At 49.2% G+C, this 24,012-nt stretch carries 26 protein-coding genes and 1 riboswitch; of the genes, 3 read left to right on the top strand and 23 right to left on the bottom strand.

Going from position 1 to position 24,012, the window contains the following annotated elements; genetic code table 11:
• Window positions 1-6: 6 nt before the first annotated feature.
• From cobS to cobD, 10 genes are all read right to left on the bottom strand, one after another.
• Window positions 7-897 carry an adenosylcobinamide-GDP ribazoletransferase gene (gene cobS / locus HP548_RS30605; protein WP_175383761.1) on the bottom strand — a complete coding sequence of 297 codons (891 nt, stop codon included), beginning with the start codon at window positions 895-897 and terminating at the stop codon, window positions 7-9.
• Window positions 894-1,454 (bottom strand): bifunctional adenosylcobinamide kinase/adenosylcobinamide-phosphate guanylyltransferase, encoded by a 561-nt coding sequence (gene cobU / locus HP548_RS30600; protein WP_175383760.1) that lies wholly within the window; start codon window positions 1,452-1,454, stop codon window positions 894-896. Before cobU ends, cobS begins: the two co-directional genes overlap by 4 nt.
• Window positions 1,451-2,581 carry a nicotinate-nucleotide--dimethylbenzimidazole phosphoribosyltransferase gene (gene cobT, locus HP548_RS30595; protein WP_175383759.1) on the bottom strand — a complete coding sequence of 377 codons (1,131 nt, stop codon included), beginning with the start codon at window positions 2,579-2,581 and terminating at the stop codon, window positions 1,451-1,453. Before cobT ends, cobU begins: the two co-directional genes overlap by 4 nt.
• Before the next feature lie 47 nt (window positions 2,582-2,628).
• Entirely contained in the window at window positions 2,629-3,450 is an 822-nt protein-coding gene (locus HP548_RS30590) for an ABC transporter ATP-binding protein (protein ID WP_409347686.1), read from the bottom strand.
• Complete coding sequence (locus HP548_RS30585) at window positions 3,447-4,493, bottom strand: FecCD family ABC transporter permease (RefSeq protein WP_064639927.1); 1,047 nt, start codon at window positions 4,491-4,493, stop codon at window positions 3,447-3,449. The genes HP548_RS30590 and HP548_RS30585 overlap by 4 nt, the downstream gene beginning before the upstream one ends.
• Complete coding sequence (locus HP548_RS30580) at window positions 4,490-5,494, bottom strand: ABC transporter substrate-binding protein (RefSeq protein WP_409347685.1); 1,005 nt, start codon at window positions 5,492-5,494, stop codon at window positions 4,490-4,492. Before HP548_RS30580 ends, HP548_RS30585 begins: the two co-directional genes overlap by 4 nt.
• 201 nt (window positions 5,495-5,695) lie before the next feature.
• Window positions 5,696-5,843: riboswitch (cobalamin riboswitch) on the bottom strand.
• A gap of 155 nt (window positions 5,844-5,998) precedes the next feature.
• Window positions 5,999-6,646 (bottom strand): histidine phosphatase family protein, encoded by a 648-nt coding sequence (locus HP548_RS30575; RefSeq protein ID WP_175383757.1) that lies wholly within the window; start codon window positions 6,644-6,646, stop codon window positions 5,999-6,001.
• Window positions 6,637-7,617 carry an adenosylcobinamide-phosphate synthase CbiB gene (gene cbiB / locus HP548_RS30570; protein ID WP_175384022.1) on the bottom strand — a complete coding sequence of 327 codons (981 nt, stop codon included), beginning with the start codon at window positions 7,615-7,617 and terminating at the stop codon, window positions 6,637-6,639. The genes HP548_RS30575 and cbiB overlap by 10 nt, the downstream gene beginning before the upstream one ends.
• Window positions 7,618-7,661: 44 nt before the next feature.
• Window positions 7,662-8,480: an adenosylcobinamide amidohydrolase gene (locus HP548_RS30565; RefSeq protein WP_175383756.1), complete on the bottom strand. Its 819-nt coding sequence runs from the start codon at window positions 8,478-8,480 to the stop codon at window positions 7,662-7,664.
• Complete coding sequence (cobD, locus tag HP548_RS30560) at window positions 8,461-9,609, bottom strand: threonine-phosphate decarboxylase CobD (protein WP_175383755.1); 1,149 nt, start codon at window positions 9,607-9,609, stop codon at window positions 8,461-8,463. The genes HP548_RS30565 and cobD overlap by 20 nt, the downstream gene beginning before the upstream one ends.
• A gap of 211 nt (window positions 9,610-9,820) precedes the next feature.
• On the opposite strand from cobD, the gene HP548_RS30555 reads away from it, so the two are divergent.
• Window positions 9,821-10,822 (top strand): lipoate--protein ligase, encoded by a 1,002-nt coding sequence (locus HP548_RS30555; protein WP_063564381.1) that lies wholly within the window; start codon window positions 9,821-9,823, stop codon window positions 10,820-10,822.
• 233 nt (window positions 10,823-11,055) lie between these two features.
• Complete coding sequence (locus tag HP548_RS30550; protein ID WP_076291747.1) at window positions 11,056-11,859, top strand: Cof-type HAD-IIB family hydrolase; 804 nt, start codon at window positions 11,056-11,058, stop codon at window positions 11,857-11,859.
• Window positions 11,860-11,967: 108 nt separating this feature from the next.
• Here the strand turns inward: HP548_RS30550 and HP548_RS30545 are convergent, their stop codons facing one another.
• The gene (locus HP548_RS30545; RefSeq protein WP_175383754.1) at window positions 11,968-12,276 is read right to left on the bottom strand and encodes a hypothetical protein; all 309 of its coding nucleotides are present in this window, start codon (window positions 12,274-12,276) and stop codon (window positions 11,968-11,970) included.
• 40 nt (window positions 12,277-12,316) lie between these two features.
• Window positions 12,317-13,255: a DMT family transporter gene (locus tag HP548_RS30540; protein ID WP_175383753.1), complete on the bottom strand. Its 939-nt coding sequence runs from the start codon at window positions 13,253-13,255 to the stop codon at window positions 12,317-12,319.
• A gap of 120 nt (window positions 13,256-13,375) precedes the next feature.
• Between HP548_RS30540 and HP548_RS30535 the strand changes: the two genes are divergently transcribed.
• A complete protein-coding gene (locus HP548_RS30535; protein WP_343054950.1) occupies window positions 13,376-14,797 on the top strand; it encodes an aminotransferase-like domain-containing protein in 1,422 nt (473 codons plus the stop codon).
• Window positions 14,798-14,976: 179 nt separating this feature from the next.
• Here HP548_RS30535 and HP548_RS30530 read toward each other — a convergent pair whose 3' ends face one another.
• From HP548_RS30530 to HP548_RS30480, 11 genes are all read right to left on the bottom strand, one after another.
• On the bottom strand, window positions 14,977-15,603 hold the full coding sequence (locus HP548_RS30530; protein ID WP_076291743.1) for an ABC-2 transporter permease: 627 nt from the start codon (window positions 15,601-15,603) through the stop codon (window positions 14,977-14,979).
• Window positions 15,596-16,462: an ABC transporter ATP-binding protein gene (locus tag HP548_RS30525; protein ID WP_099855354.1), complete on the bottom strand. Its 867-nt coding sequence runs from the start codon at window positions 16,460-16,462 to the stop codon at window positions 15,596-15,598. Before HP548_RS30525 ends, HP548_RS30530 begins: the two co-directional genes overlap by 8 nt.
• The gene (locus HP548_RS30520) at window positions 16,462-16,842 is read right to left on the bottom strand and encodes a GntR family transcriptional regulator (RefSeq protein ID WP_063564387.1); all 381 of its coding nucleotides are present in this window, start codon (window positions 16,840-16,842) and stop codon (window positions 16,462-16,464) included. The genes HP548_RS30525 and HP548_RS30520 overlap by 1 nt, the downstream gene beginning before the upstream one ends.
• Window positions 16,843-17,060: 218 nt before the next feature.
• Window positions 17,061-17,642 (bottom strand): ATP-dependent Clp endopeptidase proteolytic subunit ClpP, encoded by a 582-nt coding sequence (clpP, locus tag HP548_RS30515; protein ID WP_062326868.1) that lies wholly within the window; start codon window positions 17,640-17,642, stop codon window positions 17,061-17,063.
• Window positions 17,643-17,660: 18 nt separating this feature from the next.
• Window positions 17,661-18,527 carry an RNA polymerase sigma factor gene (locus HP548_RS30510; RefSeq protein ID WP_175383751.1) on the bottom strand — a complete coding sequence of 289 codons (867 nt, stop codon included), beginning with the start codon at window positions 18,525-18,527 and terminating at the stop codon, window positions 17,661-17,663.
• A gap of 133 nt (window positions 18,528-18,660) precedes the next feature.
• A complete protein-coding gene (locus HP548_RS30505; RefSeq protein WP_175383750.1) occupies window positions 18,661-19,440 on the bottom strand; it encodes an MBL fold metallo-hydrolase in 780 nt (259 codons plus the stop codon).
• A 156-nt stretch (window positions 19,441-19,596) separates the two neighbouring features.
• Window positions 19,597-20,043 (bottom strand): hypothetical protein, encoded by a 447-nt coding sequence (locus HP548_RS30500; RefSeq protein WP_175383749.1) that lies wholly within the window; start codon window positions 20,041-20,043, stop codon window positions 19,597-19,599.
• A 56-nt stretch (window positions 20,044-20,099) separates the two neighbouring features.
• Window positions 20,100-21,035, bottom strand: a complete 936-nt coding sequence (locus HP548_RS30495; RefSeq protein ID WP_063564391.1) for an ABC transporter ATP-binding protein — start codon at window positions 21,033-21,035, stop codon at window positions 20,100-20,102.
• Window positions 21,032-22,057: an ABC transporter ATP-binding protein gene (locus tag HP548_RS30490; RefSeq protein ID WP_099855258.1), complete on the bottom strand. Its 1,026-nt coding sequence runs from the start codon at window positions 22,055-22,057 to the stop codon at window positions 21,032-21,034. Before HP548_RS30490 ends, HP548_RS30495 begins: the two co-directional genes overlap by 4 nt.
• 105 nt (window positions 22,058-22,162) lie before the next feature.
• Window positions 22,163-23,008, bottom strand: coding sequence for an ABC transporter permease (locus HP548_RS30485; protein ID WP_053781729.1), 846 nt, complete (start codon window positions 23,006-23,008; stop codon window positions 22,163-22,165).
• 7 nt (window positions 23,009-23,015) lie between these two features.
• Window positions 23,016-23,966, bottom strand: a complete 951-nt coding sequence (locus HP548_RS30480) for an ABC transporter permease (RefSeq protein WP_062326882.1) — start codon at window positions 23,964-23,966, stop codon at window positions 23,016-23,018.
• Window positions 23,967-24,012 lie beyond the last annotated feature (46 nt).

Here is a 24,012-nt window from a genome sequence, read left to right as displayed (position 1 = left end):
TCAGCGTTATATCAAAAAGAATCCCTGTAACAGACTAAGTACCGTTAGCAGTGCGGCCTCAAGCAGCTCATTCATGGCTCCATATGTGTCCCCTGTAAGTCCACCCAGCCTTTCGCTGATACGCCCGGCAACGAATTTGCCAATCACATAACCAGCCAGTGGCACCACAATGATCGCTGCAACGGGATATAGCCACCATGGTAACGTCCCCAATCCATTCTCCGTCGCCAGTACCTGGAACATGGCTGTATCCGGCTGGAAGATCCATACCGCAGCCCATGTGATCACACCTGCCAGAATGGTTAGCCCAACCGCGGAGCTGCGCGCACGCTGGACTTCCCTCCGTTCCCCCAATCCCTTGAACAGGACAGCGAGTCCATCGTCCTTGCGGGCATTCGGCCAGGCCGCCATGGCATATACCATGAACCAACGGCTCCAGATCATCGGCAAGATAAGCAAAGCTCCATAGGCCCAGTTGCCACGTGCGATAAAGTCAGCAATCAATGACGCTTTCATCATCAACAGTAGGACACAAGCGATTACACCCATGGCTCCCACACGACTGTCTTTCATAATCTCCAGCATTCGCTCACGGGTTCGATAACTAAGCAGCCCATCTGCCGTATCCATCCAACCATCCAGATGAAGGCCTCCGGTTAGCCATACCCATAACGTCAAAGTTAACACCGCTGCCGGAAACGATGGAAGCAGTGCACCCATCAGGGCTCCGCCCAGCCAGACGCATAATCCGATGATCGCACCAACCAGCGGGTAATACACTACACTCTCCCGCAATAATGGCGGGGCGAAATCAAGCTGCATTTTTACCGGGAAACGGGACAGAAATTGAAAAGCGGCCGCAGCCGCATGTTTTTGTTCAAGATCGCCTTTACTCATAAACGATACTCCCTGCTTTTCAGCTCAATCGCAATGCCCACTGTCACCAGAAACACTTCGCGGCAAATCGCTGCAATCCGCTGATTGAGAATGCCCGCCAGATCCCGATATCTTCTGCCCAGCGCATACTCCGGCACAATACCGTCCCCTACTTCATTGGTGACAAGCACGAGCAGACCCGGGTACGACTGGATGGCCGCTACCAGCGCGTCCATATGATCGTACAGCACCTGCACCGGTTCATGTTCATGCGCTAACAGCACATTGCTGAGCCACAGTGTCAGACAATCTACCAGAACGGTCGGTGCAGACGTACCTGTATGGAACTCTCCCATTCGTGTAATTAACTCAGGCAATGCCAGCGGTTCCTCCACCGTATGCCATAGATATCCTGCTTCATCCCGCTGGCTCTGATGCAGGCGTATACGCTCGCGCATCTCGTCATCATAAGCTTGAGCCGTAGCGACATACCAAGCCTCAGAGGATCGCTGCATACAGAGACGCTCGGCAAACGAACTTTTGCCACTACGCGCCCCGCCTGTCACGAGTACACTCATGAGGATACCTCTCCTTGTACAGATGAATCAGCAGAAGCTGATGAAGACTCCGTAGGTTGAGTCTCGTTCGTGCCACCAGATACACCCGCACTTGCAAATGTCGCCATCTCATTCAGAATGCGGCATGATGCATCAATCAGATGAAGACTAAGCACGCCTCCGGTACCTTCACCCAGCCGCATGTCCAGATCCAGCATGGGCTTCAGGCCCAGTTCACTCAGCAACGCTGCATGTCCACTTTCATGCGATGTGTGGGAAGCAATCATGTATTCTGCGCTGAGCGGAGCAAGATGACTCGCAATCAACGCGGCAGCGGTGGAGATAAATCCATCCACGACAACCGGGCATCCGTTTGCAGCAGCAGCAAGAATCACGCCTGTCAGTCCGGCAATCTCCAGTCCGCCCACTTTGCACAGTACATCGAGTGCATCGTCTGCATTCGGAGCATTCACGCTGAGGGCCTGGCTGACTACTGCGGCTTTGCGCTGCAAACCGACATCATCTACGCCTGTTCCCCGGCCAACCGCTGAAACAGGTGCTGTTCCGGTTAATGCACACATCACCGCAGCGCTAGCAGTTGTATTCCCGATCCCCATCTCTCCGGTCACAAACAACTGCGTTCCCTTCGCAACCTCGGTGGAGACCACTTCAGCTCCTGCAAGAATGGCCTCAATCGCTTCGCCCCGGGTCATTGCAGCACCCTTCGCCATGTTGGCTGTTCCTTTGCGGACTTTGCGGGAGACCAGTTCTGGATGATCCAGATCCGCATTCACGCCGATATCCACACAGATCACATGAGCTCCAGCGTGGCGCGCAAGCACATTGACAGCCGCTCCCCCTGCTAGGAAATTCAGGACCATCTGCGGCGTTACCTCAGCAGGAAAAGCGCTAATCCCTTCTTCAACCACCCCATGATCCGCAGCCATAACGATGACAGCTCTTCGATCAAAGCAAGGCCGAGCCTCACCGGTGATTCCCGCCAGACGAATAACTAGCTGTTCAAGCTTGCCCAGACTGCCGGGAGGCTTCGTCAATGCATCCACATGCGCGGAAGCCTCAGCCGCAACTGCCTCATGTGGACCCACGATCCGACCCATTAACTGTTCCAACACCTGTTCATTATTCATACAGCCAGCACTTCCTTTATCAAAATATGGGGTCTCCCCCGCCTCATTCATTTCTTCTCTCGTCTTAGCAAAAGCTGTGGCAATCCATTGTCGGGATGATTCACCATGGCCGGGCTCACCCGGAAGATCTCCCGAATGTTCTCTTCCGTCATCAACGAATGGGGTGTGCCACTGCCTACACAAGTCCCGTCACGCAGCGCCAGAATATGATCGCAAAATTGCGCGGCCAGATTCAGATCATGCAGCACCGCCACAATCGTAATATGATTTTTTTGACGCCACGCTGATAATAACTCCATGAATTGCAATTGATATTTGATATCGAGAAAGGTGGTTGGCTCGTCCAGCAATAATAGCCTGGGTTCCTGAGCCATGACTTTGGCAAGCGCAACCCGCTGCCGTTGCCCGCCACTCAGTGCATCCAAAGGTCGTTCGGCCATGTCACTCAGACCCAACTCCTCTAACACCTTATCAACTACCGCTGCTCCATCCGACGATTCTTTGCCAAGCCAGTTCTGGTAAGGGTAACGTCCCATCTCGACAACATCCCTTACGGGATAAGAGATGGCCGGCAGTCCATCCTGCTGCAAGACAGCAATCATGCGCGACAGATCTTTACGGGTGTATGAGGAAATGTCGCGTCCATCAATCTGTATGCTGCCTACGTTCGGCTGTTCGGTTCCGGCAAGTAGCTGAAGCAGGGTCGATTTTCCACTGCCGTTTGGACCAACAACGCCCCACCATTCACCCTCTGTGACTTGCCAGTCCACCGCATGCAGAGCCCGATGGTTACCATACATTTTACCAGCTTCTTTGACTTCTATCATCGGCCGACTCTTGGTAAGGTCTGTTTTCATGAATGTACTCATGGCATCATCCCCTTCCGCAGCTTTTTATTCCGGTGCAGCAGATACGCAAAAAATGGCGCTCCAACAAAAGCCGTAACCACACCCAGCGGAATTTCGGTTGGAGCCAGCAATGAGCGTGCAATCGTATCTGCCCAGACCATGAAGATGGCTCCCCCAATCGCTGACAAAGGCACCAGCAAGCGATAATCAGGTCCGACGATGAGCCGAAGAATATGCGGAATGACCAAGCCGACGAAGCCAATCACGCCGGATACGGAGACAGCGCCTGCGGTAAGCAGCGTACCCACAGCTAACACCGACAGTTTCAATCCATCCACCTTAACCCCGATATGAGCAGCCTGTCGTTCCCCCAAGGCAAGCACATTCAACGAACGCGCACGGCTCCAGAGGAAAATCAGCCCCAGCACAAAATACGGGAAAAGGATGGCCGTATACGACCACCCACGCAGTGCCAGACTTCCCATCGTCCAGTATATAATTTCATTAATTGTCTGCTTCGACATGGTCGACAGGAAGGAGACTACGGCTCCCAAGAAACTTTGCATGACCACGCCAGCCAGAATCAGGCTGTGTGTCGGTATTTTGCGTCCCTCACGAGCGAGGGCCAGTACAAACCACAATGTGATTACTCCCGTCAGAAACGCGACCAGTGGCAGAGTCCAGATCCCAATCAGTGCATACTGCAATCCGAAAAAAATCAGAAAAGCCGCACCTACCGATGCACCGGACGATACGCCCAGGGTAAACGGATCAGCCAGAGGGTTACGAAGAACCCCCTGGAATCCAGTTCCGGCAATCGCCAGCGATGCACCTACAAGCACGGCAAGCAGTACACGTGGGAATCTGACCTTCCATATAATCTGTTCTGCTGCTGTATTCCAGTCAGGAACAATCCAGTCGCCCAGCCAGGGAATGCGATGAAGCAGGATGCCCGCAATGTCCCGGACAGGCAGGGCAACCGAACCGATGCCCGTGCAGATGAGCACGGTTAACACAAGCAGCACAATTCCGGCCGTTCCGTACACTGCCAGCTTTTTACTCATTTGAACAGATCAGGGTAGATCGCTTTGGCTACTTCTTTCAGACCTTGGGTTACCCGTGGTCCCGGACGGCTCAACAGGTTGGCATCCAGACCGATGACTGCATCGTTCTTCACAGCCGTGATTTGATCCCATCCGCTGCGTGCTTTGATGATTTGATCCAATGTTTTGGAATTTTCATCAATAACATCGTTCGCATACAGAATGACGTCCGGATTGGAAGCAATAATGTTCTCTTCATTAATCTGGTTCCAGCCAGTCAAGTCGGAAGCTACGTTGTTTCCTCCGGCCAGTGTGATCAATTCATCCATGAATTCGCCTTTACCCACAGTCCAGCCTGGGGAGAACTCAACATATACTTTTTTCTTTTCTTCTGGTTTAACTGCCTTCACAGCTTCAGTTACATCAGCCACATCTTGTTTCATCTGAGTGGTGATCTCCTGTGCTTTTTCCTGATGATCCGTGATTTTACCAAATGTTTCAATGTTATTCATCACATCATCCACTGATTTAGGATCTGTTTTGAAAATGGTAATGCCCAGATCGCGCAGTTTCTTAACAGACTCTTCGCTCATCGAGATACCTGTAAATACGATATCTGCTTCAGCCGCAATGATAGACTCTTCATTAGGCTTTGTTATGCCGCCCATTTTTGGTTTCTTTGTTGCTGCTTCCGGATAATCGTCATAGTCGGATACCCCTACGATCTGCTCGTCCAATCCGAGTGCGAACAGGGATTCCGTTTCAGCTGGAGATACAGATACGATTTTGGCTGGTGCTTTGTCAAAGGTAAATGATTCACCCGTAGCATCTGTAACCGTGAGTGGATATTGTGTTTTGAGATCTGTCTGCGCCTGTTCCTGGGATTGCTCCTGTGCAGGTTGCGAGGTTCCTGTGCCCTCGTTCGTTGTTGTTGTACCACATCCGGTCAACGTCAGTGCCAGCATCGCTGCGCTCAGCAGTGACGCTACGCCTTTCCATGTCTTGAAATTCATTGTGTTCATTCTCCCCTTCTCTATCCATTCTAGTGAGTAGTGCTCCTGTCCCAATTCCGCTTGAATTTGTGTTCCGAAAAAAATAAAATCCCCAATCCTTGGGTCAGGATCAGGGATGACGTCTCGCATGTGGCGATCTATGCATGGTCAGCTTGGCGCTGTAAATGCACAGAGAACTGCCCGAAACGCTGTCCTTTCCTCGAAGGAACACCGGTTTATACGTCCAGGGCAGGTAACCTGACTTACAGGAATTCATCCTGATTTACAGTGGCGGGACCGTGCCGGATTTACACCGGCTTCCCTATTTCACCCGTTTGCCGTTCATGGCCTCATATGAACCCATGAAACATTGCTGCATGCACGCGGGACCCTTGGTCGCTAATATTGTTCAACCATTCAAGTGAGCATCTTGCATCCTCGGTAGAGCTTATTGCGCCTCCATCCGATGATGCACTTGCTAAGTCACACTTCTGTTGTGATTATAGGTTATATTGTACATCCTTACAACCCGATTTACGGAAAAGTCAATCTGGTTCCAAACCAGCTGTCCCCCTCGCCATCCAGCCGGATCTTTATCGCTTGTCCTGGTACCACCTGCGTATCCCAGAAATCTTGATTCGGAATGAGACGTGACACCATATAACGAATAACACCGCCATGGGTAATCACGGCTACTTTTGGCACGTTTAAGCTGCGAGAGTGCAGTATTGGTGAAAAGGACATCAGACTCTCTTTCAGAAATGAATCAATCCGCGCAGTAAATGCTGTCCAAGGCTCGCCACTCGGTGGCGTTACCTCCTGGGGCGCATCGATCCAGTCTCGGTACTGCGGATTGTCCTTGAGCTGATCATAGGTCAACCCCTCCCACTGACCAAAGTAAATCTCCCTTAGACGGGCATCAAGCTTGGCCTGTCCAGTTTGGGGCGATGCAATGTATGTGAATGTCTGCTGACAACGCAGCAAATCACTGCAATACAGGGCATCACATGTGATATTGCTGAACTGCTCACGCAGCGAAGATAGCTCCTGTTTTGCTTCAGGCAGCAACCCGATGTCGGTATGTCCAAGATACCTTTTTTCCAAGTTCCACGCCGTTGTCCCGTGACGTATCAAAATAATCTCACGGCTTTGCATGCCACCATGTCCAGCTTCTATCTCCATAGCAGTGCACCTCCAGCAGACCATATCCCTAAGGTGACCAACCAACATACTAACACAAAAGAACCTGCCGACCAGAACATAAGCCGTGTTGTTCGTACAATATCTTCTGCTTCCATCCGCCTTGTAGGCTCGCCCATATATGCGCGAAATGAAGCCACGCCGTGATATACGTTATGCCCGCCAAGTCTTATGCCCAGCGCTCCAGCCACCGCCGACTCGGGGAAACCGCTATTGGGGCTTGGGTGCAGTCGTGCATCCCGGGACACCATACGTGCAGCCCCTCTGGCATCCATCTTCATGCACCAGGCTCCTATAATTAACAGCAAAGCGGTAAGCCGCGCGGGAATCCAATTGGCCCAATCATCGAGACGGGCAGACGCCCAGCCGAGATGCAGATATTTTTCATTTTTATAACCTACCATGGAATCCAGTGTATTCACCGCCCGATAGGCCATGGCAAGGGGTGCACCACCAATCAGGGCATAGAACAGTGGAGAGACGATAGCATCCACGATATTCTCCGCCACAGTCTCCACCGTTCCCCGTACAATCTCCGGTTCATCCAGATGAGCCGTATCACGTCCTACAATCATACCCAGTGAACGTCTCGCCGCAGGCCAGTCCTGTTGACTCAGATGGCGGTAAACTTCCATGCCTGCATCCTTCAAACCTTTCGAGGCAATGGTGGTTGCTATTAGCGCCACTTCTGCCACAACCGAAACAGCGGGATGAATAAGACCCAGCACATAGATTAATCCCCAAGTCAGTGCAAAAGAACCGCCCGCAATCAAAAGGGGAAATAAAACGCCAGCTCTTTTGAGAGCCTGGTTCGAATCCACCCGCGACCTTATCGCCCGCTCCAGTGCAGAGATGGCCTTTCCCATTCCAATCACCGGGTGGGGAATCCAGCGTGGATCACCGATGCAGCGATCCAATATGTATGCTCCTATAATAATCCAGGCTCCAGCCATTCCCGTCCAGATCGGCCAGGAAGCCCATTGATGCAGCAGAGATGTCATTGCTTGTTATTCCTCTCTTTCCACTCCTGCGCGGCTTGCAGGCTTTCCGTTATTGTGTCATACACCAGCCTGCCAATCGCTGCACCCATGACTGTAGCCGTCCCGGCGTAACTGATGAGCGGTTTATTTACATCAGCCTGACTTACCGCGAGTACGATGGCATCCGTTGTTGTTCCGGTTGCAGTCAGACCATTCTCTGAATCCGCCACACCGAAATCAGCTAACGCAGCGGCCTTCGCCTCCACCGCAGTCTGAATGGCATTCACCATCGCTCCAGCAGTCATACGCCCATTCATCCACAACATGATATTGATCGTACCGGGAGTATAGGTTGAAGCCGAAACCTTCCCAATTTTCTGGGACACCGTCCCATTGCTCATCTTATTCCCCGCAGCATCAAATACGGTTCTTGCTGAACCTGCCCGTGCAGCATTGGATACCCCTGCTGTAGTGCAGCAAAGTAATCCGAACTCATCACTTTCGTATTCCTGGATCGCTGTGTGCTCCAATCGAACCGCAGTCAGAAGACCGGCACATTGATCCTGTGGCTCCTGCCATTCACTCAACAGATCAGCAATATCACGTGGTGGATCGTCACAGCGATAATGTCTGTCCACATAGATGTTGAATATACGATCCAGTTCAATCATGCCCCCTCCATACACGGCACTGGAAAGGGCTGTTACAGCAGAAGGACTGGACGCTTTAATATGCCGCTCATGTGCGGAGACGTGTAATCCAGGCCACACAGAAGATCTGTATTCGTTCTGGTCCTTTAGTACATGGGAGTAATAATTATAGAATGGCAGTGCCATCGCTTTGTCCCCCTGCCTCTAACCCGGTTGTCGGATTAGGCGTAATTACGCTTCCCATGGTTTCCAGCATACGTCCGTTAGCCTCTGCGTCCTTAACCGCAAAACGTACATGTCGTTCCCCAAGTCCGGGATACATCGCGCAGCTTCGGATCAGTATTCCCCGTTCACCGAGAGCAGCCTGCATGGATGTCGCTGTCCATGGTTCTGGAAGAGCTGCCAATATAAAGTTCGCTTCCCCTCGCGTTACCTTACATCCCAAAGCTTCCAGACCTTCCGTTAATCTCTTTCGCTCGTGTGACACCAGTGCCAATGTCTCCTGTTCAAAATTTTCCCCACTGCGTAGACAGGCTTCTCCTGCGATCAGTGCAAGCCCATTCACACTCCAGGTGACCTGTTTCTCTGTCATGGCACGAATCAGTTCGGGACGCCCCATCGCATAACCCAGACGCAGGCCTGGAATCGCATAAAACTTGGTCATGGAACGAATGATGATCACTTGCGGATACTCTTTCAAGTTGGATGCAAGCGATTGCCGCTGTGATTCAGGAATAAAATCGATAAATGCCTCATCGACAACCAATATTGTGTCTGTTGTCTCTGCATTACGAGCAAGCCGTTGCAGAACGTCCACCGGATACTGAACCCCATTGGGGTTGTTGGGCTGTCCAAGGAAAAGCAGGTCCACCCGCTCCATCAGCTTCTCAATATCTTCCGGTTCTGCTCGCCAGTCCAGCTCTTCCCGTCCTTGAACATGGTGGACTTCTGCTCCAAATTGTCTGGATAATGCACTGTACTCCGAAAAACCGGGCTCTACAGTACCTACTCTACGCGGCGCGAGTCCAAGTAAGATTAGAGCCATGCTTTCCGCCGCCCCGTTTCCCACAGATATGTGATCCGGGGTTAAACCCAGTCGGTCACTAAGCAACATTTTGAACGCCCGATGGCCCGGATCGGGGTAACGAAGTACCGTATGCATTCCTTGCTCCAGAGCCTCCAGTACTTCCCGAGGTGGACCCAAAGGATTAATGTTTGCGCTAAAATCGAGGAAATCCGCAGGATTCCCTCCAAAACGTGCCGCGGCCGTCTCCACATCACCGCCATGTCCGAAAACTTCAATTAAACCGGTCATCCTGTCCGTCATCCTTTCTGCATGTCCTTTTTATTATGGATGTCGTGGCAGGCAGGGGTCAATCCTGATTTGACTATTCAAGCCCTTTGCGGCTTCAATTTCTTTGTGTCCTTTCGACAATTCGTTTACAATAGAGAAGGAATTTCGATTCCGTAAAGCATCACTACATAAGGGATATACATCCCTCACATACATTAATGGAGGAATGACCATGCTGTTTGTTGATAACCAGGGCATTACAGATCCTTCTGTAAACCTCGCCATTGAGGAATACATTCTGAAGCATCTGCCGATGGATGACAGTTATTTGCTGTTTTACATCAACCGCCCGTCCATTATTATCGGAAAACACCAGAATACCATTGAAGAGATCAATATTGAGTATGTTCAGGATAACGGTGTTCAAGTCGTACGTCGTCTTTCGGGAGGCGGAGCCGTTTATCACGATCTGGGCAACCTCAATTTCAGCTTTATTACCAAAGATGACGGACAATCCTTCCATAACTTCCGCAAATTCACGCAGCCTGTAGTGGAAGCCCTGCAAGAGCTCGGAGTTAATGCCGAACTGACCGGACGTAACGATCTGCAAGTCGGAGAGAAGAAAATTTCAGGCAACGCCCAATTCTCTACGCGTGGCCGCATGTTCAGTCACGGTACATTGATGTTCAACCTGAACCTCGACCACGTCCAGGCTTCACTCAACGTTAATCCGGAGAAGTTCAAGTCCAAGAGCACCAAATCCGTACGCAGTCGTGTTGCCAATATTCGTGATCTTATCGACAGCAATCTGACCATTGAACAATTCCGGGACGAGCTGTTGCGCCACATTTTCCGTATGGAGCCACAAGACGTTCCTCAATATGAACTCACAGAGAAAGACTGGGACAAGATCAACGAAATCTCTGCTGAGCGTTATAACAATTGGGACTGGAACTACGGGCTTTCCCCGGAAAGCAATGTGAAGCATACCCGTAAATTCCCTGTCGGCATCATCGATTTGCGCATGAATATCAAAGATGGACGGATTGAAGATATCAAAATCTTTGGTGATTTCTTCGGCGTAGGCGATGTAGCAGATATCGAAGATATGCTGCGTGGCAAGCGTTACGAGGAATCTGAGGTGCGTACTGCACTTGAGGGTCTGGATGTAAAACATTACTTCGGTAACCTGGAGCTTGAGGACTTTATTGGCCTCATTTTCCTTGAGGAGTAAGTAATTTAGATGTATATAGATGTTTTGAACTAACTATGATCACTGAAACGGAGAGGACAGAAAAAACCTGTAAAAGCGAAGCGTTCACCTTTATCACCGGATTTCCCCCTTATAAGAGGGATCAAAAAATCTGGGGATAACAGTGATTGGAAGGTTATTCTGTCATCGTAGTGCTTATGTGAGTTTATTTAGTTCAATTAAATAGATACAGATAAAAAAGGAGAGAAACACAGATGACCTACAAATTAATCGCAATTGACATTGATGATACTCTGATTAACGATAACAAGGAAGTAACGCCTGCAACACAGACTGCCCTGGAACAGGCGGTAGCTCATGGTGTCGTTGTAACACTGGCAACTGGACGTGCTTATGCTTCTGCACAAGCACTCGCTCGCCAAACGAAGCTGAACGTGCCAATCATTACGTATCAAGGCGCTTTGGTGAAAAACTTGCTGGACGAAAAAGTACTCTACGAGCGCTACGTTCCACAAGACGCTTCCCGCAAATTGTACGACTACTGCCTGGAGCATAATTTGCACCTGCAAACGTACATTGACGACAAGCTGTATGCCCGTGAAGAAAACGACAAGCTGCGTGACTACGCTAAACTGAATGGTACTCAGTACCACATTGAACCGGATTTCATCAAAGTGATCGAGCAAAAAACACCGAAACTGCTCATCATCGATGAGCCGGATTACCTCGATGAGGTTGCGGTTGCCCTGCGCGAACTGCTCGGATCAGAAGTACACATCACCAAGTCCAAGCCATACTTCCTTGAAATTATGCACCGCGAAGGAACGAAAGGCCATGCACTAACCTTCCTGGCAGATCACTTCGGTCACCAATTGAGCGAGTGCATTGCCATCGGGGATTCCTGGAATGACCATGAGATGCTGGAAGTTGCTGGTCTTGGAGTAGCGATGGGGAATGCCATCCCTGCTTTGAAAGAGCTGGCAGATTACATTACCGCGAGCAATAACGAAGACGGCGTGAAGCAAGTGATTGAGAAGTTTGTACTGAACGCGGAGTAAGCTTTTTAAGAAGTCAAATCTATATAAAACATGTTATTTCAAGATACAATGAAACAGCCCTGCACGGTGATGAATCGCTTGTGCAGGGCTGTTTCTGTAATAAAACTGTTAATTATTCTGATTACCATACTTCTCGTCAAATTCACGATTCCGCTCACTGATCTCCTTCATTAATCTCCCTTTGGATAAATCGGCTAATGGCCTAGGGAGCAGGAGCGTAACTCCTATAATGAATAAAAGAATGGCCAAAATAAGTCCAATGATGCCACCCGTTTCAAAAGCAGATTGCAAATAACGCCCCCACTGATTGGACCAGATCGTTACGTCAGGTAAATGCATTATGGTCCCAATATGAATCATGCCATAGAGCACGATTCCCGCAAACAATAAAACAGCACCGATCCCCTGTCTATTCAAATGGATGACTCGCCTCATTCCTGCGTAAAATATATATTCCCTATTTTACCATGGATTTGGAAGTCTGACCCAATGAAGTTGTACGTTTTCCCTTTTTAAGCCACCCCATCACTTTCTCATTCATCGCCAGCAAACCTGAAACGATCAGCGCAACGCCTAACCATGTAATCCAGCTTACATGTTCATTGTAGAGAACCGCCCCAAGCCCGACAGCAATCGGAGGAGAAATGTATAACCAGGTCGCTGGGAATAACGGGTTGGTACGAGACATGATCCAGTAGAACAAGCTGTGCCCGACCATCGAACCGATTACCGTCAGATAGATCAGAGATGATACCGCTGGCATCCAATCCTGTCCAGTTGTGTTCCACGATTCGGTCACCGCCGAAAGCGCAGATAACAGCAAACCTCCGTACATCATTTGAACCGCATTGATTGCTACAGGACTAGCCTCCTTAAACTGGTTAATGACCTTTTTGGAGTACAACGCACCTGCCGAATAACAGACTTCACCCACCAATACGGCAATACAGCCCCATAACCACAGGGAATTACCACCAATGGATACACCAGGCAATACAACGAGGATAACTCCGGCAAAACCAATCAGGCAGCCCGCAATCATGCGTGCAGACGTTTTTTGACGCAACAGCGCTGTCTGCATCACCATAATCATCAGTGGACCTGTTGCTGACAGAATCGCACCAACACCGGAGCTCACATATTGTTCAGCCCAATACAAGGTCGCAAACGTACCAAATGTCAGTCCCGCCCCCGTCAAGAGCATCTCTTTCCGCCATAATAAAGACAGGTTCACTTTCCCTTTCATCCACATCCATGCAAACATTAGAGCACCTGCAATGATAAAGCGCAGTCCGGCCGACAGAAAAGGTGGCATGCCTGCCTCCACGCCAATTTTAATCGCTAGAAACGTTGTTCCAAAAATAAGACACATTACGGTAAATGCTACTGCAACCATGCTAGCCCCTCCTTCATCTGTTCTCCATCATATAGCACTGTCTACAGAACAGAATGAATAAAACAGAACAGTTAGTTCCCGTTTGCTGTTACAATGGAGTTCAAAAGGAGCGTGAGCCGGGTGGGCAAAGCCATGTTGATGACAGATAACAGCCTGAAACTATATGAGCAAGTGGTACATTATCTGGTTGTACGGATCGAGGCCGGAGAGTGGAAAGAGCATGAGAAACTGCCGTCCGTGCGGAGCCTGTCCGAGCTGCTCGGTGTACATCGTCTCACCGTTTTTAAGGCCTATCAGGAATTAAAGGAACGCGGGAACGTTTACGTCAAGGATAAGTCCGGTTATTATGTCAGTCCCGCTGACCCTGCTCCCGTGACCGATCAGGCCGATGACCCGGCAGTGTCTGCCTGGCTGCATTGGGATTCACTTGCCCGCGTGCAATCCCTGGAGGCGGAGTACCAATTTTCCAAGTCATTGATCGACCCCGCCCTGCTACCCAACCGATATTGGGGAGAATTGATGCGGGATTTACTGGATCTTTACCCTCGTTTGCTTGGCACATACTCCACTATTCAGGGAGATCTGGAGCTACGTAGTGCCCTGGCAAGCCATCTGACGACAAAGGAACGTTTCTACATCTCGGCAGATGAAGTGCTGATTACTTCAGGTGCACAGCAGGCCATTGATGTAATCTCCCGAAGTCTCGTCAGACCCGGTGACCGTGTGCTCATGGAGAGGCCAACGTACGGCCCTGCGATGGAAATTTTTCGCAAACAGGGTGCCAAGTTAATTTTTACGGATATTCATCCTGATGGCTACGATTTAGAACAGATTGAACGCCTGATGAAGCAGGAAAAGCCAAGAGTATTTTATATGACGCCGACCTTCCAAAACCCTACGGGCATCAATATTCCGACTGAGCAGCGCAAACAACTGCCTGAATTGGCGGAACAGTATGGATGTTTTCTGGTGGAAGACGACAGCACCTATGATATCTATTTCAAGGAAAAACCTCCTGCGCCAATCTTCACATACGATACTACAGGGCATACACTCTATATTCGCAGCTATAGCAAATATGTCGTGCCGGGTCTGCGGATTGCCGCCATTATGTGCCGCCCCCGATTCATGCCAGGATTACAGGCCGTAAAAGCACTGACAGATAACGGATCACCTCTGCTGAATCAGAAGCTGTTCCTTCGTTATTTCCAGTCGCCACGCATGCACCAGCACTTGTCCAAGCTGCGTACCGCCATTCAACTGCGGATGGAAGTAATGGAACAGTGCCTTCAACAAACCAATTGGACGTGGACTCGTCCTGAGGGTGGACTCAACATCTGGGCGGAGCTTCCGGAAGGTGTAGATACGGGGCGCTTGCTTCACCGATGCATGGAACATTCCGTCGCTTTTGTGCCGGGAACGGTATTCGATCCTTCCGATGCGAACGCCAGTCGCAAGCTACGTCTCTCCTTCTCCTATGCTCACGAGCAGCAAATCCGGGAAGGCATGAGCAGACTCATTGCGTTGGCTGAAAATACGTGATGATACTTTTGCAAAATCTGCATTTTGCAGATTAACGATAGCTTGTCTAGCAGGTCGCAAATTATAAATCTTCTGTAACATAAAAAGTCGCCGTACGGCGACTTTTTGGGCTGCTTCTGTTCTCGACTGATAAAGTTAGTTAGATCATTGTTTTTTATTGAAATCCCGCTCCATTCATCCTATAGATCCTTCCTTGCAAACAGACGGACCGTTACAAAATAGGAGGCAATGAACAACAGAAGAATGCAAACTGAAACAAAAACATAAACCGAAGCACGAGCCATTCCGTTCTCGCCTGCCATATTCATGAGCGAGGCAACAGGTTGCGCTAAAATAATAAGAACGATCATGAAAACCGTATTAATTATTCCCGCTCCCTTTTTACTAAGGGCGTAAAAAAGAGGCATATAGATTGAAATTAAAACCAGCACCATTCCAACCGAAATCAGGATGTCCAGCACCGATAAGTCGGGCTTGTTCAGTTCAGGAAAAAGAAAGTTAACAAGCCAGTGAGCGCCTGACGAAGCGAAAACTCCAAAAAGTGTATAGAGAATGGCAGACAGATACTTCGCTTGCACAATGTTTCTGCGGCTAAGCGGGAGCGTGACAAGAAATTTATGATTATGGTTTTTGATATCAATCATGGTTGCAAGCATAATCGAACCGAAAGCGGTATAGATCCCTACAAAATACATCGACATTTCCACTGTCGGGATAAATGCGACACTGAATACAACAAAATAAAAAAGGATGGACCATAGCGAGCTTTTCAAAGCGATATAATCTTTGCGAAGCAAGTTAAGCATGATGCTTTTCCCCCTTGGCCGTAAAATAGATAAGGTCTTCGAGGGAGGGTCTATGTAGAAGAGCATAATTGCCAAATAATCGTTCTGCCTCCGCCTTGTTTTCTGCCAAGCCTTCAAAACCAACCGCTGTCTCACGGATTCCCACAAATTTCCTTCGGGTGTCTGCATCAAGCAGCTTCATATCCCCCTTTACTATCGTATATCTCTCAAGCACATCATCCTTTGCTTCATTAAAGACAAGCTTTCCTTTATGGATAAATGCAATATAGTCTGCTATACGCTCCAAATCAGTCGTAATATGAGTGGAAAAAATAATGGATCTGGTTTCGTCCTGTATTACATCTGCAAGCAGGTCAAGCAGTTCTCTACGAAACACAGGATCAAGCCCGGATGTCGGCTCATCCATGATGAGTAGCTCAGCATCGTGAGATAAAGCGATAGCCAGTGAAAATTTTATTTTCATGCCTTTGGACAGTTCTTCAATCTTCTTTTTGGGAGATAATTCGAATTGCTCCAGATAGTTGTTAAATTGCTTCTCATCCCATTTCTTATAAAAAGGAGCAATCATGTTTTTCATTTCACGGATCGTAAGATGCTCATAATAGAAACATTCATCTGAAACAATGCCAATGCGTTCTTTAACGTTAACTTCCTGAGCAGGCATCTCTTTTCCCAATGTTTTAATACTCCCGGAGTCCGGACGAATCAAGCCGGTGATCAGGTTGATCAGTGTGCTTTTCCCCGCCCCATTCGGGCCGATAAGTCCGGTAATATAACCTTGTTTTACATCCAAAGTGATCTGATCCAGCTTGAATAAGGGGTACGTTTTGGATAGGTTGCGCAACTCAATTGCATTCATCATGCTTCTTCCTCCTCAACTAGCAACGTAAAATGCTTAACTACATCTTGAACACTCATGCCCAGTTCCTTGCTCTCACGAAGGATATCGAGCATTTTATCTTCGATTCGTTTCAGCCGCTGTTCCCGAATAAACTCCTGATTGGCCCCGGAAACAAAGGAGCCTTTGCCTACGACAGAATCAATCAGTTTCTCTTTCTCCAGTTCTTCATAGACACGTTTGGTAGTAATTACACTGACCTGCAGATCCTTCGCAAGTTGACGGATGGAGGGGAGACTCTCCCCTGCAACCAGTTCCCCGCTTAAAATGCTCTGTCTAATCTGGGTCAGAATCTGCATGTAGATGGGATCGCTTGATGCGTTTGATATTAGTATGTTCATGTTCTCTCACCTCACTGGTTTCAATCCATCCCATGTATAGTGTATATATATAATATATACACTATACATGGGATGAGTCAATAATCATTCAATTTTTTTCCAATACAGACTAGATAGCAAAGTAGCCCGAAAAGTCGAATGACCTCCCGGGCTACTTTGCTGTTCATTTTTCTTGCTTTTTTTAGTCGTGTTTCTTGGCACGTATGGTACCTTTTTTCTTACGTACTGGATATCACCTTATCCACAAGACCATACTCGACGGCTTCCGCAGCGGTCAGGAAATAATCTCTGTCGGTATCCTTTTCAATCCGCTCCATCGGCTGTCCCGTATGATCGGCAAGCAGCTTATTGAGGCGCTGACGGTGCTGGATAATCCGGTTGGCATGAATCAACATATCCGAGGCCTGCCCCCGTGTTCCGCCAAGCGGCTGGTGAATCATAATTTCACTGTTTGGCAACGCCAGCCGTTTCCCTTTTGTCCCACCAACCAGCAGGATCGTACCAAAGCTAGCCGCCATGCCTGTGCAAATCGTAGAAATGTCAGGTTTCACGAATTGCATCGTGTCATAGATGGAGAATCCGGCAGTCACGGAACCACCAGGACTGTTGATATACATCTGAATATCCTTCTCCGGGTCCTCTGCGGTCAGAAACAACAATTGGGCTACGATGGCATTCGCCATCTGATCCTCAATTTCCCCCGATACCATAATGATCCGATCTTTCAGCAAACGGGAATAAATATCATAGCTCCGCTCTCCGCGGGCTGTCTGTTCAACAACATAAGGTACCACGTTCATGCATTTTGCCTCCCCGGTTTATGCAACCATGCTGACCGTATATCCTCCCCCATACGACATTGAATTCGTACCGGAGCTTGAATAACTGTACATCACTGGCTGCATCGATTGAGACGGCAGAGTCTGCTGCAAAATCGTTCCCGCCACAGCCATCGGATCATCGGTCTGACTCAGGCATAAATCAATTAAACGGGCTGTATCACCACTGCGGAACGCCAGTAAATAGCTCCGCAGTTCCTCCCGATTTTGCTGATACTCTTCCAATTGATTGGTCTGATCAGCATCCGTTTCGTTCAGGCTGTGCCTCACTTTCGCCAGAGCAGAGCGGGCACGACTCAGGGCAGCTTTGACCGCCCCTTCCGTCGTGTCCAACAGTTCAGCAGTCTCTACCGTCGTGTATCCCATCAGATCACGTAACATATATATCGCTCGCTGCCACGGTGGCAGTTCATCCACAAGGATTTGAACAGCGGACTCGACTTCCTCGAATCGCTCTTCTTCCTCAAATTCTTGCATAAATGGCTTCATGCTTTCCAATTTGCTTGCCAAGTTCTCACGCTTCCGTATGGCGTCAATCCAGGTGTTGCGTGCAACACGGATGAGATAGGCTTCCCAGTTCATGTTCTCTGTCATTCCCGTTCTTCGGGTAGCTGAAGAGGATAATGCTTTAACACATGTATCCTGAACCAGATCCTCCGTCTCCCAGACTGAACCAGTTAATGACATACAGTAGGCGTACAACGAACCCAGCAGGTTCGGAAGCGCAGCTTCAATCGTTTGCTCTAAAGAATATCCAGTTTGGACACCGGAATGGCTATATGGTTCAACCTGTTTATCATCATGTGGTCTGTTGATTCTGCAATCCACGGACTTCACAAAGGCCATGTTTGGGGCCCCCCTTTGTTGGTTCCTGATTGATCTTGCTTCAATTCACTTGCTGTAATTGCCTTACACTATGTAAACGAAGAACCTCCGGCAAAGGATACGCTCTTCTGAATTTATTTTTAACATTGTTGTCCTATTCTCCCAGCTTCACCTTCAGACCAGTAAGTGCCAGCGTAATTCCCTGATCCAGATCATAATTCTGGCGTATATCCACGTCGTGAGACATATGTGTAAAATAGGTCTGATCCGGCTTCAAATCCCGCAACAGCTCCTGCGCCTCAACCATATCGTACACCGAGCGTGAGGAGAATTCCGCAAGTTCATGAACAAAGCTCGTTCCGAGTACCAGCAGATCTAGCCCGTATAGCGGCTGCTTCTCCGCAGCTTTCAGATCAATGGCATCCGAGCAATACGCCCAGGTATATCCTTCACGCTCCAATCGATACGCATACGAATAGCCATTATGACCGTGGCAAACTTTCCAGGAGTGCACCTTCCATCCAGCAAGCTCGATATCCGCATCCGTTTCCAGGAAATTCATATGACGACCGAGCCATGGAAATTGACTTTGGATGGTCGCGATCACCTCCCGCGGTGCATACAACTGCCCTTTTACTCCCAACCAGCGACACGCATCTGCCCATTCAGGCAAGCCTCCAATATGATCAAAATGCGCATGTGTGATCAGCAATGTCTGCACCATCCGCATCCCCTGGTCTTCCATCTGTGATCTCCAGTCCGGTCCACAGTCAATCATGAAAGGTTCGTGCTCGCCATCACCATGGACCAATACAGCAGCACGTTTGCGGCGGTTGATCCCCGAAAGTCGGGCTTCTGTACAAACGTCACAATCACAATACACCCGCGGAACACCCATCGCATCCCCGGTTCCCAGAAATGTTAGCTGATTCATTATGAAAGTCCCCTCTCTATCCCTGAAGCAATACATCCCAAATTTATGTTCCATCCGATTAATGATATGTAAATTGTAATCTTCCATCTCTATTTTTGCAAAAAAAGACCATCCCGCCGCAGTTATTCACTGCAAACGGGACAGTCTGTTGTTTCATTAAACCAAAGCCCGCAGCTTCAACGTCAGCTCTTGGCCCTCAGGTACATCTTTGGATTCGGTAATTACCCAGTTTGATGCAAGGCGTTTTGATAGCACATCTGCCTGCTCCGGTTTTAATTTCAACCCGGTTACGATGCCTTCACCCACAGTAAAGTCTTTCTCTGACTGTAATCCGAAGGACTTCTCCAAGTAGATGCCCAGACCACCACGAGTGTTAAAGGTAATCCGGTAGCCTTCTTTAACCGCACCTTCCAGATTCTCGCCATGCTCGTCCGCATAGGAGAAAAGATCATCATATCTGTAGTGCTCTTCAGACACGGCATCAAAAGCAGCCACATCTTTGGCTTGTATCGCTTCCAACAAAGCTTCATCCGACATGCCTTTGCTACGAGCCTGTTCCAGCCGAATGGCTGTATTTTGGGACAACTTAAACTCAGCGCTCATCCAACTCACACCTTCCTGTCACTATATATCATTATTCCATTGAGATTCCTAATCCATTATATCCTGTCTCGATAGCCGGATACAAAGTGGCCTGGTGAAACTTCCATCCACTCCGGTTCTTCATCCCGTCCCCGAGCGGATGGGTCAGTATCTCCACTGTAGATCGGCGGCATCACGTTCCGTACCGTTGGATCAGGTACAGGAATTGCCGCCAGCAATGCCTGGGTGTACGGATGTACAGGATTACGGTACAGTTCTTCTGTTGGTGCTACTTCCACCAGCTTACCGCGATACATCACACCGATTCGGTTCGAGATGTGACGTACCATGGACAGATCATGGGCAATGAACAAATAGGTCAGTCCCAGCTCTGCCTGCAAATCTTCAAGCATATTGACCACCTGTGCCTGTACGGACACATCCAGAGCGGACAACGGCTCATCACACAAAATGAACTCCGGGTTCACCGACAATGCACGGGCAATGCTAATCCGCTGACGCTGGCCTCCACTGAATTCATGTGGATAACGCTCCGCGTGCTCTGGCTTCAGTCCTACACGGTTCATCAGGTCAAGCGCTCGCCCCTTCATCTCTGCCTTGGAAGCATAATTATGAATTTCCATGGGTTCACTAATAATCTGCAAGACATTCATACCCGGATTTAATGAAGAATAGGGGTCCTGAAAAATCGTCTGCATCCGTTTGCGGAATGGCTTCAACTGTCGTTCATTCATCTTCGCAACGTCCTGTCCACCAAACATAATGCTTCCATCCGTCACATCATAGAGTCTCACGATGCTTCGTCCAGTTGTTGATTTGCCACAGCCGGATTCACCAACAAGTCCGAACGTTTCTCCCTTGTGAATATGAAAACTGACGTTATCCACGGCTTTCACGACGTCTTTGCCTTTGCCAGCACCACGTACCGGAAAATGTTTTTTCAGGCCACGCACGTCCAGCAGCACTTCACGCTGATCGATTCCTGTACTCATTTCTCCACCTCCTCTGACGATGCTCCTGTTTGTACTTGTTGTTGTTCCCGACCCTCATCGTCCAGCAACCAGCATAGCGCTCGATGACCAGGTGCAGTCTCGGTATACGCAGGCATCTGTTTGCATACTTCCATGGCGTGTGGGCAACGTTCCATAAACGGACATCCAGTTGGTGGATGAAGCAGATTGGGCGGTGTACCTTCAATGGTTGCCAGCCGCTGGCGTCCACCCTCCTCGCCGTGCTTCGGAATGGAGCGCAGCAATCCTTGAGTATACGGATGCTGCGGATGAGCGAAAATACGCTCCACTGGACCCTCTTCCATAATGAGTCCACCGTACATCACAATCACTCGGGTACAGACCTGAGCAACGACACCAAGGTCATGCGTAATCATTAGAATGGACGTCTGCGTGGACTCTTTCAGCTCCTGCATCAGCTGCAAAATCTGTGCCTGAATGGTCACATCCAGCGCTGTCGTCGGTTCATCCGCGATCAATAACTCCGGCTTGCAGGACAGGGCCATGGCGATCATTACCCGCTGTCTCATGCCTCCGCTGAACTCATGTGGGTATTGGTCAATCCGTTCTTCCGGGGAAGGAATGCCCACTTGTCGCAGCAACTCAATCGCTTCCTTCCGTGCAGCCGACTTGTCCATTTTCCGGTGACGACGAATGACCTCTGTCATCTGTTTACCTACACGAACGACTGGATTAAGTGATGTCATCGGGTCCTGGAAAATCATCGAGATGCGGTTGCCCCGGATTTTGCGCAGTTCATTGTCCGACTTGGTCAGCAGATCCTCTCCACGGAACAGAATCTGACCATCCGTAATCCGGCCCGGCGACTGGATCAGCCGAATCAGCGAACGGGCAGTTACACTTTTGCCACTGCCGGACTCGCCGACCAGTCCAACCACTTCTCCTTCTTTTAACGTAAAACTCACACCCCGGACGGACTGTACCTCACCTTCACGGGTTGCAAAGGACGTTTTCAGTTGTTTGACCGATAATAAATCTGTCATTGTTGTATTCACCCCGTTGTTTACATGATATGGGTTGTCGACTATATAAGTTAAAAGGATTAATTTCACACTGGAACACTACGTGATCAACTCAACTTCAATTATTTATCGCTTGTTCGCTTTGGGCTCGAAGGCTACGCGGAACACATCCCCCAGGAAGTTAAACGACAGCACCGTCAGCAAAATAAACAATCCCGGGAAGATCGCCATATACGGCGCTTCACTAATAAATCCCTGTGCATCATTCAACATGCTGCCCCAAGAAGAGTTCGGTTGTTTAACACCCAGTCCGAGGAAGCTTAGTGACGATTCCATCAGAATCGCACTCGCGATGTTAATGGTTGCTGCGACAATAATGGTTGGAATAATGTTGGGAATAATGTGCTTCATGATGATCCGGCCAGGCTTTTGACCCGATACACGCGCATACAGTACGTATTCCCGCTGCTTGACCGACATCGCCTCAGCCCTGACAATCCGGGCAATATTCATCCAGCTCAGCACCCCGATAATGACAATAATCGTACCGATCCCCGGCTTCAGATAAGCGTTCAGGATCAGCATCAGGAAAAAGGATGGAATCGACATGAGTACGTCAACAATACGCATCAACGTATTATCCACCCATCCGCCAAAATAACCACTAACAGTACCTACCAGTGTTCCCATAATAACGGCGATTGCCATCGACAGGAAACCTACGGCGAGAGACACTCGTCCTCCGTATAACGCCCGAGCCAAATAATCCCGTCCGTAATCGTCCGTACCAAACCAATGATCTGCACTTGGCTGTTGAAGCCGCTCCATCACTACAATTTCATTAGGATCATGTGGGGACAGAAACGCAAACAGGGATGCGAGCACAAAGATGCCCAATATGATGACAGCCGCAAGGCCCAGTTTCTGCTGTCGGAACTGCGTCCGTAAATTACGCCAGCGCATTGAATTCATTTTTGTCTCACCCCGTTGTCTTGATTCGTGGATCTACCACGCCATATAAAATATCAGCTACCAGGTTTCCGACGACCAGCAGCACAGAGGACATCATCGTAATGCCCATAATAATTGGATAATCCAAACCGTGAACGGCCGAAATCCCGAGAGATCCCATTCCCGGCCACGAGAAAACGGACTCCGTAATAAACGCTCCCGCAATCAGCTCCGGCAAAGACATACCGAGAATGGTGATTACAGGCAGCAGTACATTTTTGAGTACATGACGAAGCAGTACCGTTCCTTTGGTTGCGCCGTAGGCATACTGGATTTGAACATAGTCCTCTTCCAGTTGACTGATTGTATTCGAACGAATATACCGCATGTACACGGATACGTTCATGAAGGTCAATACAGTACAAGGCAAAATGCCGTGTTTGATTATATCCCAAGCGGAGTCCATACCTACCGTTCGCATACCCATGCTTGGTAACCAGTGCAGCTCTACTGCAAAGAAATAGATCAGCATCATACCGAACCAGAAGCTAGGAATCGATATCCCGATATACGAGATTAAGCTGAGTCCACGGTCAAACAGACTGTTCTGGCGCGAACCCGCAATCATGCTCAGCGGAATGGAGATCAACAAAGACAATAATAGCGATGCCCCCATTAACCCAAACGTAGCGGGCAAACGTTCAATAATCATTTCGGCAACCGGGCGATGGTTCACCAGTGAATAACCAAGGTCACCAGACAGTACATTTTTGAGCCATACGACATATTGCACGTACATCGGTTGATCAAGACCGAGGTTTTGCCGAATACGCTCCACATCTTCTGCCCCCATATTCGGGGTAACAAAGGAAAGCACCGGATCGCCCGGCGCCAGCTTGATCAAGGTGAACGATACGATGGAGATTACAAAAAGAAGAGGGATCGCTTGTGCGATCCTTCGGACAATATAGTTGTTCACATGGGCACCTCCGAATCAACGCCGGCCTCGCGGCCGGCGTTATTGG

This window comes from Paenibacillus taichungensis (assembly GCF_013359905.1).
In the GTDB taxonomy this organism is placed as follows: Bacteria; Bacillota; Bacilli; order Paenibacillales; family Paenibacillaceae; genus Paenibacillus; species Paenibacillus taichungensis.
Note: the sequence above shows the minus strand (reverse complement) of the source record. Positions and strands in the feature narration are given on the sequence as shown.

Excerpts from the sequence above, each read along its gene's own strand:
- HP548_RS30525 (WP_099855354.1), bottom strand. The coding sequence starts at position 16,462 with ATGAATGCAATTGAGTTGCGCAACCTATCCAAAACGTACCCCTTATTC.
- HP548_RS30565 (WP_175383756.1), bottom strand. The coding sequence starts at position 8,480 with ATGGCACTGCCATTCTATAATTATTACTCCCATGTACTAAAGGACCAG.
- cobT (WP_175383759.1), bottom strand. The coding sequence starts at position 2,581 with ATGAATAATGAACAGGTGTTGGAACAGTTAATGGGTCGGATCGTGGGT.
- HP548_RS30490 (WP_099855258.1), bottom strand. The coding sequence starts at position 22,057 with ATGACAGATTTATTATCGGTCAAACAACTGAAAACGTCCTTTGCAACC.
- HP548_RS30575 (WP_175383757.1), bottom strand. The coding sequence starts at position 6,646 with ATGGAGATAGAAGCTGGACATGGTGGCATGCAAAGCCGTGAGATTATT.
- HP548_RS30590 (WP_409347686.1), bottom strand. The coding sequence starts at position 3,450 with ATGAGTACATTCATGAAAACAGACCTTACCAAGAGTCGGCCGATGATA.
- cbiB (WP_175384022.1), bottom strand. The coding sequence starts at position 7,617 with ATGGCTGGAGCCTGGATTATTATAGGAGCATACATATTGGATCGCTGC.
- cobU (WP_175383760.1), bottom strand. The coding sequence starts at position 1,454 with ATGAGTGTACTCGTGACAGGCGGGGCGCGTAGTGGCAAAAGTTCGTTT.
- HP548_RS30520 (WP_063564387.1), bottom strand. The coding sequence starts at position 16,842 with ATGAACATACTAATATCAAACGCATCAAGCGATCCCATCTACATGCAG.
- HP548_RS30495 (WP_063564391.1), bottom strand. The coding sequence starts at position 21,035 with ATGAGTACAGGAATCGATCAGCGTGAAGTGCTGCTGGACGTGCGTGGC.
- HP548_RS30510 (WP_175383751.1), bottom strand. The coding sequence starts at position 18,527 with ATGGCCTTTGTGAAGTCCGTGGATTGCAGAATCAACAGACCACATGAT.
- HP548_RS30530 (WP_076291743.1), bottom strand. The coding sequence starts at position 15,603 with ATGCTTAACTTGCTTCGCAAAGATTATATCGCTTTGAAAAGCTCGCTA.
- HP548_RS30580 (WP_409347685.1), bottom strand. The coding sequence starts at position 5,494 with ATGAACACAATGAATTTCAAGACATGGAAAGGCGTAGCGTCACTGCTG.
- HP548_RS30550 (WP_076291747.1), top strand. The coding sequence starts at position 11,056 with ATGACCTACAAATTAATCGCAATTGACATTGATGATACTCTGATTAAC.
- HP548_RS30555 (WP_063564381.1), top strand. The coding sequence starts at position 9,821 with ATGCTGTTTGTTGATAACCAGGGCATTACAGATCCTTCTGTAAACCTC.
- HP548_RS30540 (WP_175383753.1), bottom strand. The coding sequence starts at position 13,255 with ATGGTTGCAGTAGCATTTACCGTAATGTGTCTTATTTTTGGAACAACG.
- HP548_RS30485 (WP_053781729.1), bottom strand. The coding sequence starts at position 23,008 with ATGAATTCAATGCGCTGGCGTAATTTACGGACGCAGTTCCGACAGCAG.
- clpP (WP_062326868.1), bottom strand. The coding sequence starts at position 17,642 with ATGAACGTGGTACCTTATGTTGTTGAACAGACAGCCCGCGGAGAGCGG.
- HP548_RS30505 (WP_175383750.1), bottom strand. The coding sequence starts at position 19,440 with ATGAATCAGCTAACATTTCTGGGAACCGGGGATGCGATGGGTGTTCCG.
- HP548_RS30500 (WP_175383749.1), bottom strand. The coding sequence starts at position 20,043 with ATGAGCGCTGAGTTTAAGTTGTCCCAAAATACAGCCATTCGGCTGGAA.
- HP548_RS30585 (WP_064639927.1), bottom strand. The coding sequence starts at position 4,493 with ATGAGTAAAAAGCTGGCAGTGTACGGAACGGCCGGAATTGTGCTGCTT.
- cobS (WP_175383761.1), bottom strand. The coding sequence starts at position 897 with ATGAGTAAAGGCGATCTTGAACAAAAACATGCGGCTGCGGCCGCTTTT.
- cobD (WP_175383755.1), bottom strand. The coding sequence starts at position 9,609 with ATGACCGGTTTAATTGAAGTTTTCGGACATGGCGGTGATGTGGAGACG.